General features: G+C 71.0%; 10 protein-coding genes. 4 read left to right on the forward strand and 6 right to left on the reverse strand.

What is annotated here, in order from left to right:
- Window positions 1–11 precede the first annotated feature (11 nt).
- A complete protein-coding gene (locus tag NR810_RS44830) occupies window positions 12–977 on the forward strand; it encodes a threonine ammonia-lyase (RefSeq protein ID WP_257461734.1) in 966 nt (321 codons plus the stop codon).
- A gap of 71 nt (window positions 978–1,048) precedes the next feature.
- Here the strand turns inward: NR810_RS44830 and NR810_RS44835 are convergent, their stop codons facing one another.
- The 4 genes from NR810_RS44835 to NR810_RS44850 form a co-directional block, all read right to left on the reverse strand.
- A complete protein-coding gene (locus NR810_RS44835) occupies window positions 1,049–5,392 on the reverse strand; it encodes an OmpA family protein (RefSeq protein WP_257461735.1) in 4,344 nt (1,447 codons plus the stop codon).
- A gap of 187 nt (window positions 5,393–5,579) precedes the next feature.
- Window positions 5,580–6,416, reverse strand: a complete 837-nt coding sequence (locus NR810_RS44840) for a sterol desaturase family protein (RefSeq protein WP_257461736.1) — start codon at window positions 6,414–6,416, stop codon at window positions 5,580–5,582.
- Window positions 6,417–6,574: 158 nt separating this feature from the next.
- Window positions 6,575–7,435, reverse strand: a complete 861-nt coding sequence (locus tag NR810_RS44845; RefSeq protein WP_257461738.1) for an energy transducer TonB — start codon at window positions 7,433–7,435, stop codon at window positions 6,575–6,577.
- A 73-nt stretch (window positions 7,436–7,508) separates the two neighbouring features.
- The gene (locus NR810_RS44850; protein ID WP_257461739.1) at window positions 7,509–8,765 is read right to left on the reverse strand and encodes a phospholipase D-like domain-containing protein; all 1,257 of its coding nucleotides are present in this window, start codon (window positions 8,763–8,765) and stop codon (window positions 7,509–7,511) included.
- A 231-nt stretch (window positions 8,766–8,996) separates the two neighbouring features.
- Between NR810_RS44850 and NR810_RS44855 the strand changes: the two genes are divergently transcribed.
- Complete coding sequence (locus tag NR810_RS44855) at window positions 8,997–9,782, forward strand: hypothetical protein (RefSeq protein ID WP_257461741.1); 786 nt, start codon at window positions 8,997–8,999, stop codon at window positions 9,780–9,782.
- Between the two features lie 42 nt (window positions 9,783–9,824).
- Window positions 9,825–10,292, forward strand: a complete 468-nt coding sequence (locus NR810_RS44860) for an FKBP-type peptidyl-prolyl cis-trans isomerase (protein ID WP_257461742.1) — start codon at window positions 9,825–9,827, stop codon at window positions 10,290–10,292.
- Window positions 10,293–10,313: 21 nt separating this feature from the next.
- Here NR810_RS44860 and NR810_RS44865 read toward each other — a convergent pair whose 3' ends face one another.
- Together NR810_RS44865 and NR810_RS44870 are read right to left on the reverse strand one after the other, a co-directional pair.
- Window positions 10,314–10,871 (reverse strand): DUF2378 family protein, encoded by a 558-nt coding sequence (locus tag NR810_RS44865; RefSeq protein WP_257461743.1) that lies wholly within the window; start codon window positions 10,869–10,871, stop codon window positions 10,314–10,316.
- A gap of 50 nt (window positions 10,872–10,921) precedes the next feature.
- Window positions 10,922–14,119, reverse strand: a complete 3,198-nt coding sequence (locus NR810_RS44870; protein WP_257461744.1) for a fused MFS/spermidine synthase — start codon at window positions 14,117–14,119, stop codon at window positions 10,922–10,924.
- 292 nt (window positions 14,120–14,411) lie between these two features.
- Here NR810_RS44870 and NR810_RS44875 point away from each other — a divergent pair, with 292 nt between their 5' ends.
- Entirely contained in the window at window positions 14,412–16,127 is a 1,716-nt protein-coding gene (locus NR810_RS44875) for an NAD-dependent malic enzyme (protein WP_257461745.1), read from the forward strand.
- Window positions 16,128–16,135 lie beyond the last annotated feature (8 nt).

The raw sequence follows: 16,135 nt of genomic DNA on the forward strand, positions 1-16,135 counted from the left end.
AGGCACCCGACATGAGCTCGGAACTCCTCCCCTCCCACTTCTTCGCCGCCCGCCGCGGCATCGCTCCCTACATCCGCCACACCCCCCTCGAGCACAATTCCTCCCTCTCGAAGTTCGCGGGCTCGCCCGTCTTCCTCAAGCTCGAGAACCTCCAGGTCACCGGCAGCTTCAAGCCCCGCGGTTCCCTCCACAAGGTCCTCTCCGTCCGCGCCTCCCAGCCCCACGCCGAGTTCATCGCCCCCACCGCTGGCGGTCATGGCATCGGCCTCGCCTACGCCGCCGCCACCCTCGGCTCCAAGGCCCATATCTACCTGCCCCGCTCCGTAGACCCCGACAAGCTCCGCCTCATCCAGGACCAAGGCGCTCACATCGAGTTCTTCGACAGCGTCCCCCAGGCCCGTGAGGCCGCCCTCCGCGTCGCCTCCGAGCAGGGCTACACCTTCCTCTCCGCCTACAACGACCGCCACATGATGGAGGGCGGTGGCACCATCGCCCTCGAAATCCTCGAGGACTGCCCCCATGTGGAAACCGTCCTCGTCGGCGTCGGCGGCGGCGGACTCCTCGCCGGCATGAGCGTCGTCCTCAAGGCCGCCAACCCCCGCATCCGCCTCATCGGCGTCCAGCCCGAGTCCTCCGCCGTCCTCGCTCAATGGCACCGCGCCGGCCAGCCCGTCGACGTCAACGGCCTCCGCCCCTCCATCGCCGAGGGTATCGGCGCTGAGGTCGAGCGCGACCTCCTCCCCTGGCCCTACCTCCAGCGCCTCGTCGATGAGTTCGTCCTCGTCTCCGATGACGAGCTGCGCGACGCCATGCGCTGGTGCGTCTCCGACACCAAATACGTCATCGAGCCCTCCGCCGCCGCCGGGCTCGCCGCCCTCCGCAAGCTCCTGCCCCGCTCCCTCGGCCCCACCGCCATCGTCCTCACCGGCCGCAATGTCTCCTGGCGCCGCTTCGAGGAGCTCGTGCGGCCCTCCTGAAAACACACGGGGTGGGGGCACCGGACTCCCCGGCACCCCCACCCCATGTCACTTCACCCGATGTCTACCGCCTACTGCGCCTCTTCCTTCGTCTCGAGGATGGTGAACTCGACCCGGCGGTTGTTCTCGCGGCCCGCCGCCGTCTTGTTCGTGTCCACCGGCTTCGTCTCACCGTAGCCCACCGCCTCGAGCCGCTCGGCCGCGATTCCACGCTCCACCAGGATGCGCATCACGCTGTTCGAGCGGCGCTGCGACAGGTCCATGTTGAAGGCGTCATCGCCCTGGTTGTCCGTGTGGCCCTCGATGCGCACCTTCGTCAGCTGCGGGTTCGCACGAAGCACCGACGCCACCTGCTGCAGCAGCGGGAACGAGCGCGGCAGCACCACGTCCTTGTTCGTCGCGAAGTACACCTTCTCCAGGATGAGGATCTTCCCCGCCTTCACCTCCACCTTCGTCTTGCCCTGGTCCGGGCACCCGTCCTCGTCATCCACGCCGTTGATGACCTCGGCCTCGTTCACGCACTTGTCCTGCGCGTCCGGGATGCCGTCCCGATCGTTGTCCAGCTCCGGGCAGCCATCCTCGTCCTGGAAGCCGTCCTTGTCCTCGGGCTTCATCGGGCACTTGTCCTGGCCGTCCGTGATGCCGTCCTGGTCGTTGTCCGGATCCGGGCAGCCATCCTCGTCCTCGAAGCCGTCCTTGTCCTCGGCCTCGTTCGGGCACTTGTCCTGCGCGTCCGGAATGCCGTCCTGATCGTTGTCCGGATCCGCGCAGCCGTCCTCGTCCTGGAAGCCGTCCTTGTCCTCGGGCTCGCTCGGGCACTTGTCCTGGCCGTCCACGAAGCCATCGCCATCACTGTCGACCGGCGCCGGCGGGGGCGGCGGCGCCTTCTTGGGCTCCTCCTCCTCCGTCCAGACGATGCCGCCGAGCACGCGGTACTCGGGCATGCCGTAGCCCCGGATGATGCCGCGGCCCAGACCCAGCGTCGCCAGCAGCTTGGGCGTGATGCGGTACTGCAGCGCGCCCTGAAGCTCCAGCGGCACTTCCTCCCGCTGCGTGCCACCCGTGGCACCCAGACCCGCCGCTCCCGCGACCGACACCAGGCCCGTGAAGCGGTGATCCGCGATCTCGAACGGGATGGCAGTGCCCACCCCGTAGCTCAGCTCGTTGCCCACGGAGAGGTTGAGCAGCTCCTGGCGCTCGCGGAAGTTGACTCCCACGTTGGCCAGCAGGCGCACGCCGCCCTCCTCGAAGGCGTAGTCCGCCGTCACGCGCGGCTGGACGCCGAACCCGGACTGGCCACGGAAGTCACCGGACCCGCCCGTGGGCAGGATGACCGGCACGGCCAGGGCCAGCCGCAGGCCCCCGGTCTTCAGCAGCTGCGCCTTGGGAATCAGCCGCAGGTCCCCGAAGCCTCCACCCCAGGCGGTCTCCCGGACACCGGTGGAGTTGATGCCAGACACGTTCTGCTGAAGGGCGATGGGCAGGGTGAAGCCCACCTCGAAGCGCTCACCGAGGCCGATGGCGCCGATGAGGTCGAAGCCCAGCTGCTGGTCCACGAGCCGGCGGACGCGGGCATCGGTGGCCGGGTTGATGATGATGAGCGGATCATCGGCGTAGTTGATGAAGAGACCGGCCCTCCAGCGCAGGTGGCCCGGCACGCCCGCGCCGTGCAGGCCGAGGACGTCGGACTGGCCGGGAGCGGGCTTGAACTGCTGGACGTCGATGGCGGTGGAGTACTGGGCCTGGGCCGGCAGGGCCGAGGCCATCACCGCCACGGCCCCGACCGAGGCCAGGGCACCCGAGACCTGGCGGGCGCGGGCACCCCGGCGGCGAGCGAACACCAGGGCCGCGAGGGCCGCCAGGAAGCCCAGGGCGGGCACGCTGTCCGAGCCGGTGGCGCTGCAGCCGCTGCCCACCACCCGGAGCTCCTGGTCATCCCAGACCGTCTTGGGATCGGTCCCACGCCGGACCTCCTCGCCATCGTTCACCCCGCCACCATCGGAGTCCGGGTTGTTCGGATCCGTCCCGATCTCGCGCTCCTTGTCATCGCTCAGGCCATCGCCGTCGCTGTCGCCGACCACCGTCGTGGTCTCCGAGTCCGTGTTGTTGCCGGTGTTGGGGTCCGTCACGTCCGACGTCACGTTCACCGAGGCGTTGAGCGTGCCGCTCGTGGACGAGGGGTTCACCTGGATGGTGATGTCCGGAGCGCTGCCCGGGGGCAGGCTCGGCCGGGTGCAGGTGACGGTGCCAGCGGCCTCGGCGCAGGTCCAGCCCGGGCCCTCGGCGCTGACGAAGGTGGAGCCCTCCGGGATGGGGAAGCTCACCGAGACGTTGGTGGCGGTGCTCGGGCCCGCGTTGTTCACCTGCGCGGTATAGGTGTGCGAAGTGCCCTGGGTGGCCGGATCCTCCGACTCGGTGAGGTTGACGGAGAGGTCCGCCTGGGCAGACGTCAGCGTGTCGGTGTCCGTCGCCGTGTTGTTCTCCGGCGCGTGGTCACTCACGTCCGCCGGAGTGCCGATGGAGCCCGTCACCGTCAGGTCGCCCGTGGCGGTGGGGGAGCTCGTGATGACGAGCGTGTAGGTGAGCGAGCCACCCGCCGGCAGGGTGACGTTCGTGGCGATGGCACCCGAGCCGCTGGCCGCCGGGCAGGTGGCCCCACCCGCGGCGACACACGTCCACTCCATGCCCGTCACGTTCGGAGGCAGCGGCACGGAGACGGGTGCATCCGTCCCCGTGACGGGACCCGCGTTGGAGACGGTGAAGGTGTACGTGCTGGACGTGCCCGCCACCGAGGTGGTCTGTCCATTGGTGATGGTGGCCCGCAGGTCGGTCGACGCGCACGCCGACAGGGGCAGCGCGTTCAGGGACACGGAGCCCGTCTGGCCCATGGAGCCGGTGGTGGAGCCGTTGGCGGGGAACTCGGTCAGCGCGGCTGACGTGGTGGTGCCGCTCGGCCCGCCGGACACCGAGGTCGTCACGGTGCCGCCCGACACGGCGATGAAGCCGCCACCACCGCCACCGCCCGGGCCCTCGGCCTCGTCGTTCTCGATGAACTGGTTGCCGCCCGCGCCGCCATTCGCCTCCAGGGTGACGCCACTGAGGTTGCTGCTGACGACGACGAGGGTGCCACCGCCACCGCCACCGCCGAGCGCGTCGGTATGGGGCTCCTTGGTGCCGCCCGCGGAGGCGCCGTTGGCGCGAATGAAGCCGCTGCCGCTCACCGTGTTGGAGATGAGGAAGACGGCGCCGCCACCGTTGGCACCCGGTGACGAGGCGTTGTTGTTGGCATCGCCCGCGCCACCGCCGCCACCGAAGTAGAGGCGCTTCGTCACGTCCTGCTCGAGCGGGTGCCCGCCGAGTCCACCCACCTGCTGGCGGAGGTTGCCCACCCAGAAGATATGACCCGGTTCCTGCACGAACGCGTTCTGGTTGGTGCTGGAGTAGCTGTAGCCGCCACGCCCGCCGCCCGACGAGTTGGCCAGCATGTTGTTGTTGGCGATGTAGAACGGATCCAGCTTCCAGGCCTCCGCGCCGGGGATGGTCTCGCTCATCACGCCCTGGCCGTTCCAGGGATTGCTGTTGTGGCCGTTGGCGCCGCCACCGCCGCCCGCGTTGTGGCTGTTACCACCGCCGCCGCCGTTGGCCGGTGCGCCCCGGCCGTAGCGTCCACCCAGGGCCTGGTAGACAGCCGCGTTCCCCACGATGCTCTCGCCCTTCTCGCCGCCGAGCAGGGGGTCATTCGAGAGGTAGATCTGGACGAATTTCTCGGAGACGTCCGACTCGTTGTCCAGGGCTCCTCCACGGAAGCCCTGGCCGCTCACGTTGATTTCACCCTCGACGGTGGTGGTGCCCTGCACATGGAGAACCACCACGCCACCGCGCTGGCCGTCCCACGGCTGCGCGACGATGCTGCCCCCCGCCGCCACGGTGAGGCGCGAGAGCTGCGGCACGCGCACCACCTGCACCTGCCCCGTGGCACTGTAGGCGTTGCGCAGGCCCCCACACGCCAGGGTCAGCGTGTTGCCGTTCACCGAGCCCACGTAGACGAACTCGTACAGGCCCGCGCCCTTCGGGTCCTTCACGGTGCCGTAGCTCGCCGTGTCCGAGGTGTCGATCTCCGCGCCCTGCATCTGGTGGATGAGGAGCAGGTCACCCGAGGCCAGCGGGCCGAACTCCGCGCTGTTCAGCTGCGTGGCGTCGGTCACCTCGAGGGTGGTGGCGCCCGCGGCGGCGTCGGCCGCGAGGGCCGAGTACTGGTTGAGCACCGTGTTGGCCGCGGTGACCGTCAGCTCACCGTCATTGCCGAAGGCCAGCGCGGCCTGGGAGGTGGGAGGAGGAGAAGAAGGGGAAGGGGACTCAGTGGTCTGCCCGCATCCCGCAGCCAGATAGCTGGCGAGAAGGGCGAGTCCCGACATGGACTTTCTCAAGAGAAACGAAGGCATGAACACGTCTCGAACGACAGGCTTCCTCGCGGAAGCGGGTTCGCGGCGGGTTCTGCACTCATCATGCCAGCTGTGTCCAGAGGGGAACGCATCCGCGACCCCTCCCGACAGGGGGAAATCGACGTGTCAGTTCCCCTTCCGACATGTCAACGGGCCGTCGCTACTGCCTCGGCGGCGACACCTGGGGCTGAGGCTCCGGCACGGGCGGCGTCACCGGCGGCTGGGCCCGGCGGTAGTCCTCGTACCCCTTCGAGTAGGTGCCGCCGAAGAGCTTGTCCAGGTAGGCGAAGAAGCCGGCGTAGTTGCCGAAGAACCGCCGGTGGTGGAAGTCGTGGTACACCGGCCCCTTGTAGAAGGGCACCAGCAGCGCCGGGTTCCACGGCACGTCGTAGCCCGAGTGCCCGTCGGCCGCCTCCAGCTGCCGGAAGACGATCCACAACCACATCGTCACCACGTGTGCGCCCAGCAGCGCCGGGCCCGTCATCACCAGCGTCGAGGTCAGCATGAACTCGATCACGTGCATGTAGTTGCCCGTGAGCGCGAAGGGCGTGGTGATGCGGTGGTGCACCGAGTGCACGTGCTTGTAGAGCCACGGCGTGTGCAGCGCCCGGTGCATCCAGTAGTAGAGGAAGTCGTCCAGGACGATGAAGAAGGCGATCTGCGCGACGATGACGTACCAGGCCGGCAGCGGGCCGGTGTGGATGCCCGAGTGACGCACCAGCGGCCACGACAGCACCACCCCCAGGAAGGACACCAGGTTGTTGATGGCGAAGCGCTGCAGCGACGGCACCAGCCACCGCTTCACCGGAAAGTCCCTGCCCTGGATGCGGTACTTCTTCAGCGACTCGGGGTTCTTGTAGGCCACCCACGTCCAGGGCAGCGCGAAGGCCAGGAACGAGACGATGCTCAACAGCGCGGAGCAGACGGCGATGAAGAAGAACCGCTCGTCTCCGTATATCGCCAGGGTGCTCTTGAGAGTGTCGATGACGTTGTCCATGCCGCCCTCCCGCGGTGACACACACGGGAGCACGTCATCCGGCCTTGCCGTGAAGCCTCCCTGTCAATGAGTACAGCTTAGCGGTTCGCTCAGCGGGCGGCGAGTTCGACCCCGAATCCCGCTCCACATTCGAGCCGGGTGGGCTGGTACCCCAGCGCTCAGCCCGCTACCGCGCGAAGGGAGAAGCTCACGGGAATGACGAATTCCGCCGACTCCCGGTACGGCTCCGCGGGCAGCGGCGCGAAGGGCGCGGCCGCCTCCACCATGCGCAGCGCCTCGACGTCCAGCACCCGGAAGCGAGAGGAGCCCTCCAGCCGCGGCGGTGCCCCCAACGAGCCATCCCGGTTGATGCGCACCCGCACCAGCGCGGTGCCCTCCATCCCGAGCCGCACCGCCTGTGACGGATAGCGCCGCTGCCGCGTCACCCTCCTCGAGAGCTGCTCGCGGTACGCCCGCAGCTCCAGGTCCACCCCCGCCCCCACCACGCCAGGGCCTCCCGCCGGGCCGCTCCCCGGCGACGTGCCCGAGCCCACCCCGGCGCCCTCCGCCGGGCCACTCCCCTCCCCGCCCTCCCCCGACCCGCCCGGGGCCGCGGCGGCCACGGCCTCCGGAGAATTTCCCACCGCGGGGGGTGTGACGGGAGCCTGGGACTCCAGTACGGGTGGCGATTCCTCCTCCGGGGGCACCTCCGCGCGCGTCACCGGAGGCGGTGTTTCGTGACGGGGCCGTGACGGCTTCTCGCGGACCCGCACCGGCGCCGGAGCCCCGGCGGAGGCACTCCCGGGTCCACCCCTCCCGGGCCCCCCACTCCCGGCCGCCTCGCGCCAGACGAGCTCCACCTCCAGCGGCCTGGGCGGCACGAAGCGCTCCGGCTCCGACACACCGCGCCACAACGCCACCGCGCCCAGCACGTGCACCGCCACCGAGAGGCCCAGTGCTCCCGAGAGGCGCGCCCACCGGTGCCCGGCCCCTCGCGAGGCCTCCCGCTCCCTGGCGCTGTCCACGGCTCCCGGCGTCATCCCCGCTGCCTGTATGCCATGGCGCTCCGCCCATCAACCCGTCCCGGGGAGCAGGCGGGCGGGCGGGGGCACGCTACAGGTACCGGCCGAAGAGCACCGTCACCCGCTCCGACAGCCTCTTGAAGAGGCCCCGCCGCCGCCACGAGTCCCAGCGGATCTCCACCGAGTGGGACATGTCCTCCTCGAAGTCCTTCGCCATCCCCGCCGCCAGCGTCTCGTCGTCCACCACCAGCGAGCCCTCCTCCGCGTTGAGCGCCAGCGGATCCATGTTCGTCGAGCCCACCATCGACAGCCGGTCATCCACCAGCAGCGTCTTGGAGTGCATCATCGACACCTCGTACTCCCAGATGCGCACCCCGTTCTCCAGCAGCCGCGCGTAGGTGGCCCGCTGGCCCTCGTGCACCGGGGGGATGTCGTGGTGCCGCCCCGGCGTGAGCACCCGCACGTCCACCCCCGCCTTCGCCTTGGCGATGAGCATGTCCTGGATGGCCCCCGTGGGGATGAAGTACGAGTTGGCGATCCACAGCCGCTTCTTCGCCGAGGCGATCGCCAGCAGCGTCATCCGCTCCGCGTTGGTGAGCACGGGCGCGCCGGTGTGCGTGACGAAGCCGGCGCGGGCCCCGCCCGCCTCGGGAATGGACTCGGGGAAGGCGTCCGCCGGGAGCATCCCTCCTCCCGCCTCCTGCCAGTTCTGCGCGAACGCCAGCTGGATGCCTCGCACCGCCGGCCCCTGCACCCAGATGTTCGCGTCCCGCCACTCGTCCGGCTTGCGCCCGTTGCCCTCCCAGCTCTTCCAGATGCCCCAGCCCCCCGTGAGCCCGGACACCCCATCGCGCACGGCCAGCTTGCGGTGCAGCCGCGCCTGGAAGCGCTTCAGGTTCAGCGTGGAGATGGTGCCCTGCAACGGGCGGAAGATGCGCACCTCGCAGCCAGCCGCCACCAGCTGCGGCCCCACGTCGTCCTGGAAGCGGATGCTGCCCAGCGGATCCACCAGCACCCGGCACGCCACGCCCGGGTGGCGCTCGCGCAGCGCCTTCACCAGCCGCTCCGACGGCTCTCCCGGACGCCAGATGTAGACGAGGATGTGGATGCTGGAGCGCGCGGCGCGAATCTCCTGCTCGAGCACGTCGAAGACGTGGCCGTTGTGCACCAGCTCCACCTTGTTGCCCGGCTCGAGCTCCACGCCCACCGTCTGGTACCACGCGAGAGACAGGCCCTCGTGTGTCTCGGGCACGTCGTCGCGGATGCGCAGCGCGAGCCGGTGATTCGGCAGGGGACAGCCCGCCAGCACCAGGGCGGCGAGCACCAGCGGAAGCCAACGGTTCTTCACGCGCGGAAGCTAGTCACGCTCCGCCCGCCCGGCCCCTCGCTCCCGTGCTCCGTCCACCCGCCGACACCCGGGGCCCGCCTCTGTCCGCTGCCGCGCGCCCCTCCCCGTCCCCGGGTGGACAGCGCGCCCTCCCGTTCCCATCCCTCTCCCGCGCCACGGGTCCGCCTCCAGGTTCCCCTGTCCGGATGCGGGCCGGGGACGGGGGCGCACCACGGGCTCGCTCTGCACACCATGCGCCTGCCTGTCTACCTGCCCTCCTGTCTCGCCTCCGTCGCGCTCCTGGCCGCCGTGCTCCTGGCACCTCCAGCGCGCGCCCGGCCCCTGCTCGACGTGCACGAGGGAGCGCTGGCGGCAAGGGCCCGGGGCGTCCCCGCCGCGCTCCACCTGCTCCCCGCCGACATGGGCGTCGAGTCCCCTTCCCTCCCCGTCATCGACCCGGGCCTCAAGAAGGCGGAGGCCCCCGAGGTGGAGCCTCACGTGGAGACCCGGCCCAGCCTCAAGGCCGATGCGCCCGTCACCACCGGAGCCTGGGTCATGTACGGGACGTCCGCGCTGGTGCCGCTCGGCGGCATCTACGGCGCCAGCCGCCTGGGGGGAGAGCGGCTGTGGGTGACGGGCCTGGAGACGGTGGCCGGAAGCGTGGTGGCCTCGGTGCCGGGCTCGCTGCTCTTCCTTCAGCCCGCGAACGCGGGCGGACGGTGGGCCGAGCTGGACGTGGCCGCCTTCGGTGTGGGCCTGGTGCTGACGCCTCCCCTCGCCGCGCTGGGCACCTGGGGGCTCGGCGAGCTGGCCTTCGATGGCAGCAGGCAGCGGGGACGCGCCTTCCTCGGCGCCCTGGGCGGCGCCGCCGTGGGCACGCTGCTCGGCGTCGTCGTGCACGGCGCGCTCGAGGAGGTCGTGGGCAACACCGCCTCGCTCGAGTTCCTGCGCAAGTACATCGCGCTGGGCTTCGTCGGCTCGGGCGCCACCCTGGGCTACCAGTGGGCGGGCGGCGGTCCTCGCCAGCGCTCGCGGTGAGTTACTCTCGCGGCCCCTTTCCACTCCAGAGGTCCTCCCCAGATGATGCGCCGACCGCTCCCGTCCCTCTCCGCCTGTCTCCTGGCATTCACCCTCTCCGCCTGCGGCCCGAGTGAGTCGGGAGACCCGACGAAGGTGCAGTACGCGCCCGCGCTGGGCGTGGACCTCGCGGCCATGAACCGCAGCGACACGGGCCTCTACACGCAGGACCTGGTGGAGGGCACCGGCGCCGTGGCCTCCAGCGGCCGCACCGCCGTCGTGCACTACTCCGGCTGGCTGCCCGACGGCACCCTGTTCGACACCTCCCGCGACACCGGCCAGACGTTCTCCTTCGTCGTCGGCGCGGGCAGGGTCATCCGCGGCTGGGACGAGGGCGTGGCCGACATGCGCGTCGGCGGCCAGCGCCGGCTCGTCATCCCCTCCCCCCTCGGCTACGGCGAGCTCAGCAACGGCCCCATCCCGCCCAACTCGGTGCTCATCTTCGACGTGGAGCTCCTCGGCGTGAAGTGAGGCGGCGGGAGGAGGCCCGCCTCAGGGGTTCTCCTTCCAGGTGGCGCGCAGGGTGAAGCCCTGCGCGTCCGTGCGCAGCGGCTCCACCCGGGGCTCCAGGGCGCCCCCGGCGCGCATGCCCGCCAGCACCAGGCCCATGGTGAACTGGCGCAGCACCTCGTCCGTCTCGTTGAACCAGACGTGCATCTCCGTGGGGGAGATGTCCGTGATACGGACCTCGGTGTAGTTGTTGCCGGAGCGGAAGTTCTTCTGGCTGCGCTGCATCATCCGCCGCGGCCCGAGCAGCCGCAGCGTGGAGAACATGGCGCGGCCGATCATCGTCTCCTTGTAGCCGTCCACCATGCGCTCACCCAGCTTGAACCAGGCCACCTCGCGGCGCTCCTGGGAGAAGGCGAACGCGGCGCACACCTCGATGCAGCGCCCCCACGTCTCACGCGGGTAGGCGGGCAGCAGCTGCTTGTCCAGCTCCACGCCCACGGTGCGGAGCTTCGCCTTGGTCTCCAGGGGCACGCCCTTGGGGAAGGCGCGCGACAACAGGCCCTGGAGGCTGTGGCTGAAGATGAGCTGAGGTTCTGACATGGCACGTCAACCTAGCGCGGCCGCCCCCGGAGGTGGGAGCGAGTTGTGCCTCAAGGCTCTCCCAGGCCCGACACCGGAGCCGTCTCGTGCTCCGGACCCGGCTCCCCGGGCACGTCCGGCTGCTCCTCCCAGAGCGAGGGCGGCTCCGCGTCCATGAAGGACTCCAGGTCGGCCCGGGCCTGGGCCGCCAGCGCGTGCCCCGTGGTGCCGTAGCAGCGGGCACGCACCGTCAGGAACTCCCGCGCCCAGGGCACGTGGGGCTCGTAGGGCGCCAGCGCCCGGGCACACAGGCCCTTGAAGTCGAGCTGCTCGGCGAGCTGCAACCGGCGGCCGATACGCACCGTCTGCCAGACGGCGGTGGAGAAGGGCTGCTCCAGGGCTTCGAAGAGCCGCCGCCCCAGGGCCGCGTCCTTGCCGGCCACGACCTGGGTCGCCTCCAGGGTCGCCGCCACGATGAACCGGTTGGACCAGGGGACCTGGCGCAGCACAGCGAAGCCGCGCTCGAAGGCCCCCGTCGCGTCGGGCAGGCGGCCCTGCCGCAGCCGCAGCATCCCCAGGGCGAGCTCGGCCTCCGCGGGCCGGAGGGCACGCAGCTGCTCGATGTAGGGCAGGGCGGCCTCGTCCCCCGCCTCCGCCAGCACGTGCGCCACCATCGACAGCTCGACCGGACCGCGCGGCTGCCAGCCCGCCTCACGCCACAGACGCAGGGCCTCCCCCCACGTCTCCCGCGCATAGGCCGTCATGAAGGCGCGGTGCTGCCGGGACGCGGGGCTGTCGCCGCCCGGCGGCACCTTGCCCCCAATGAGAATCTGGTTCTGCGCCACCCGCTCCCAGTCCACCGGACCACCCACCAGCTCCGGACGCTCCGCTTTCATGCGGAAGCCCGCCTCCCAGAGCTGATGGACGGAGAAGCCCGTGCGCGCGCGCCCCACGCTGCGGGCGAAGGCGAACTCCAGGTACGACAGGTCATCCGTGTTGACGAGCGCCTCCTGTCCATCGGCCATCGCCGCCGTCAGCCGGGGGCCACTCACGAAGTGCGACAGCACGCCCTCCACCTCGTCCGTGTTCCACGCGGCGGCCAGCGCCCGGCGGTACGGCTCCTGTCCCACCCGCGCGCGCAGCCGCGCCACGTCGTGCCGCAGCGGCGCCTCGCTGCCCACGAGGATGAGGTCTCCGCCCTGCGTCTGCCACGTCTCCACCGCGGGGAACTCGGCGGCCAGCGTCGCGTAGACGCTGCGCACCGTGCGCGCGTCCACCTCGTAGGCCTGCAGCCACTGCAGGAAGAGCCCCCCGGGCGCCAGCCGCTGCCTCACCGCCTGGTAGAACTCACGGGTGAAGAGGCTGGAGATGCCGGCGCGGTAGGGATTGGAGGGCTCGGAGAAGACGATGTCGTAGGAGTCCTTGGAGGCGAGCAGCACCTCGCGCGCGTCGTCGATGTGGATGCGCACCTTGGGGTTGTCCAGCACCCGCTCGTTGACGTCCGCGCACCGGCGCGCCATCTCGAGGATGGCGGGCTCGATCTCCACCGCGTCCACCCGCTCCATCTCCGGCACGGCGCCGAGCCAGCCGGCGGTGCTGCCCGTGCCCAGGCCGATGACGAGCGCGTGACGGGGCTGGGGGTGGAGCAGCGCGCCGATGAGACCGCCCATCACCTGCGTGCCCGCGTCACCCACGGCGTTGCCGTCCGACTTGCCGTTGACGAAAAAGGCCAGGCCGTTGGCGGCGTTGATGCCCACGCTGCTCTCCACGCCATCCGCCTCCCACGCCAGCGAGCGGCGGGTGCGTGAGCTCCACTCGCGCAGGCCGTTGACGGAGGCGTCCTTGAGCTGGGCGCGGCCGGCGCCGATGGGGTTGTGGCGCCAGGCGGCGGTGGGGCCGGTGGCGGTGAGCAGCACGGCCGTCAGCGCGGCCGAACCCAGCGCGGGCACCAGCCCCAGGGGCGCGGGGCGCTCGTGGCGCAGCGACAGCACCAGCGCGGCCAGCCCCAGCGCCACCAGGATGACGCCCACCAGCCGCCAGGAGCCCGGCGCGGAGAGCAGCGGCAGCAGGCCGAAGCCGCCCGCCAGCGAGCCCAGGATGGAGCCCACGGTGTTCCACGCGTAGGCCTGGCCCACCTGGCGGCCCACGTCCTCGCCGCCCCGCCCCAGCAGCGCCAGCAGCAGGGGGAACTGCACACCGGACACGAAGGCGGCGGGGAGCACCACCAGCGCCGCCACGGCCGCCCAGCTGAGCACCAGGCCTCCGAAGCCGAAGCTGGACAGGGGCCGCAGCACCATGGTCAGCACCGCCACCCGGTCACCCAGCGCCAGCGGCACGGCGATGAAGAGCGCCTCCAGCAGGCACGTCAGCGCGAAGCCGCGCAGCGTGGCCGGCCGCTGCTGCCCCCACGCCGCGTAGGCCGCGCCTCCCAGGCCGATGCCCGCCAGCGCCACCACCAGGATGAGGCCGAAGGTGAAGGTGGAGCCTCCCAGCAGCGGCCCCAGCATCCGGTACCACACCAGCTCCATGAGGAAGAAGGCGAAGCCCACCAGCGCCGCGGCCCCCAGCACGAAGTGGCGCGGGGCGGCCGGCGTGGCCGGCGTGGTGCCACCGCCGGCATCGGCCGGAGCGGTGGAGGGCTCGTTCTCGGGCAGCCCCCGCGCCACGCCCCGGGCCACCATCGCCACCACCACGTTGAGCAGACACGCCAACCACAGGGTGGTGCGCGTGCCGAACACCTCGAAGAGGAAGAAGGTGGAGGCCGTCGCGCCCGCCACCGCGCCCAGCGTGTTGACGCCGTAGAGGACGGCCAGCGCCCGGCGCCGCACGTCCTCGGCCGACTCCGCCGCGCGCGCCGCCGCCGGCAGCGTGCCTCCCATCAGCAGCGTGGGCACCGCCAGCACCAGCGCGGAGAGCACCAGCCGCACCGCCGAGCCTCCCACCAGCCCCAGCGACATCGTCCCGCCCAGCGCCACGTACAGCAGCCGCGCCAGGCCGATGAGCAGCGGCGTCAGCGCCGCGCTCAGCGAGATGAGCAGCTCCAGGTTCGCGTAGAGGCCCAGCGGCTGACGCTCCCGGTCCGCGCGCGCGCCCAGCAGGGCGCTGCCCAGTCCCAGCCCTCCCATGAAGATGGCCAGCACCGCGGCCGAGGCCGCCGTCGAGGCTCCGAAGATGAGCCGCAGCTCCCGCTGCCAGGCGGTCTGGTACACCAACGCACAGAACCCCGAGCCGAACAACAGGGGGGCAACCTTCCAGACGCGAGCGTTCATCATCTCCCAGGGGGGCGAGGGGACACGGGACAACAGGGGGGCGATTGGACCATCCACGCCCCGGGGTGACCAGTTCCAAGTCAGCCCGCCCGTGCGTCCGGACCCACACCAGACGGCCGAGCCCCGGAGGGAGGACGTCCCGGGTAACGCGATGCGTTGGCGCGGTCCGTCGTATCTCCCTCGCATGGGAGACCCGAGCCACGGCTTATGCCCGCCTGGAGGGGGACCCTGGCGCCGTGCCATGTGAGCCGTTAAGGGAGCGCCCCTTCCCCCCAGAGACGAAGTTCCCCCCATGAAACAGTACGAGAAGAAGCTCGACGCCAACGGCCGCCCCTACCTGGAGACGAACCTCACGGGGCTGATGCTCACCCGCCTGCCGCTGCTCAACAAGGGCACCTCCTTCACGCTGGAGGAGCGGCGCGAGTTCGGCCTGCTGGGGCTCCTGCCCACGCACGTCTCCTCGCTGGACGAGCAGATCGAGCGCTCCTACGCCAACTTCCGCTCCTTCCGCTCGGACCTGGAGAAGCACGTCTTCCTGCGCGCCCTTCAGGACCGCAGCGAGGTGCTCTTCTACGCGCTGCTCAACCGGCACATCGAGGAGATGATGCCCATCATCTACACCCCGACGGTGGCGCAGGCGGTGGAGCAGTTCAGCCGCATCTACCGCTACCCGCGCGGGCTGGTGGTGAGCCCGGAGAACATCGGCGAAATCGACTCGCTGCTGGCGAACACGCCCTTCCCGGACGTGCAATTGATTGTCGCCACGGACAACGAGGGAATCCTGGGCATTGGAGACCAGGGCTTCGGCGGCCTGGCCATCTGCATCGGCAAGCTGTCGCTGTACACGGCCGCGGCGGGTATCGATCCAGCGGTGACGCTGCCGGTGGAGCTGGACGTGGGCACCAACCGCAAGGAGCTGCTGGATGACCCGCTCTACCTGGGCGTGAAGCGCCCGCGCATGGAGGGCAAGGAGTACGACGACTTCATCCACGCGTTCGTGACGGGGCTCAAGAAGCGCTTCCCCAACGTGCTGGTGCAGTGGGAGGACTTCAGCAAGCAGAAGGCCTTCGACGTGCTGGACCGGTACCGGGACGTGCTGCCCTCGCTCAACGACGACGTGCAGGGCACGGGCGCGGTGGTGCTGGCGGGCCTGCTGGCGGCCACGCGGCGCAGCCAGACGACGCTCGGGCAGCAGGTGTACCTGGTGCACGGCGCGGGCGCCGGGGGCGTGGGCGTGGCGCGGCAGATCGTCCGCGGCATGGAGCGCGAGGGGATGAGCACGCAGCAGGCGCGTGAGCGCATCTACCTCATCGACTCCAAGGGCCTCATCCTGAAGGACCGCAAGGGATTGGAGCCGTACAAGCTGGAGTTCGCGCACGAGCCGTCGCGCGTGGCGGGCTGGAAGATTCAGGGCAGCATCCCGAGCCTGCTGGAGACGGCGCGGGAGGCGAAGGTGACGGTGCTGCTGGGCCTGAGCGGCCAGCGCGGGGCGTTCGGCGAGGACGTGGTGAAGGCGGTGGCGAGGAACACGCCGTACCCGGTGGTGTTCGCGCTGAGCAACCCCACGGCGAACAGCGAGGCGGTGCCGGCGGACATCTACCGGTGGACGGAGGGCAAGGCGCTGGTGGCCACGGGCAGCCCGTTCGAGGACGTGGAGTGGGATGGGGCGCCGCACCCGGTGGGACAGGGCAACAACGCCTTCATCTTCCCCGGGCTGGGGCTGGGCGTGCTGCTGACGAAGGCGAAGCGGGTGACGGACGGGATGCTGACGGCGGCGTCGCTGGCGCTGGCGGACTACACGGACGGGGCGAGGCTGGCGCAGGGTGCGCTCTACCCGCGAATGGACCGGCTGCGCGCGGCGAGCCGGCAGGTGGCCATGGCCGTCATCCGCCAGGCGGTGAAGGAAGAGGTGGCCACGCGCAAGCCGCCCGAGGACCTGGAGGGACTGCTCGAGTCGGAGATGTGGCGGCCCGAGTTCCTCCCCATCCGGCGAGCGCCGGGACAGTGAGGCCGTAG

The organism is Archangium lipolyticum, from assembly GCF_024623785.1.
GTDB classification, from domain to species: Bacteria; Myxococcota; Myxococcia; order Myxococcales; family Myxococcaceae; genus Archangium; species Archangium lipolyticum.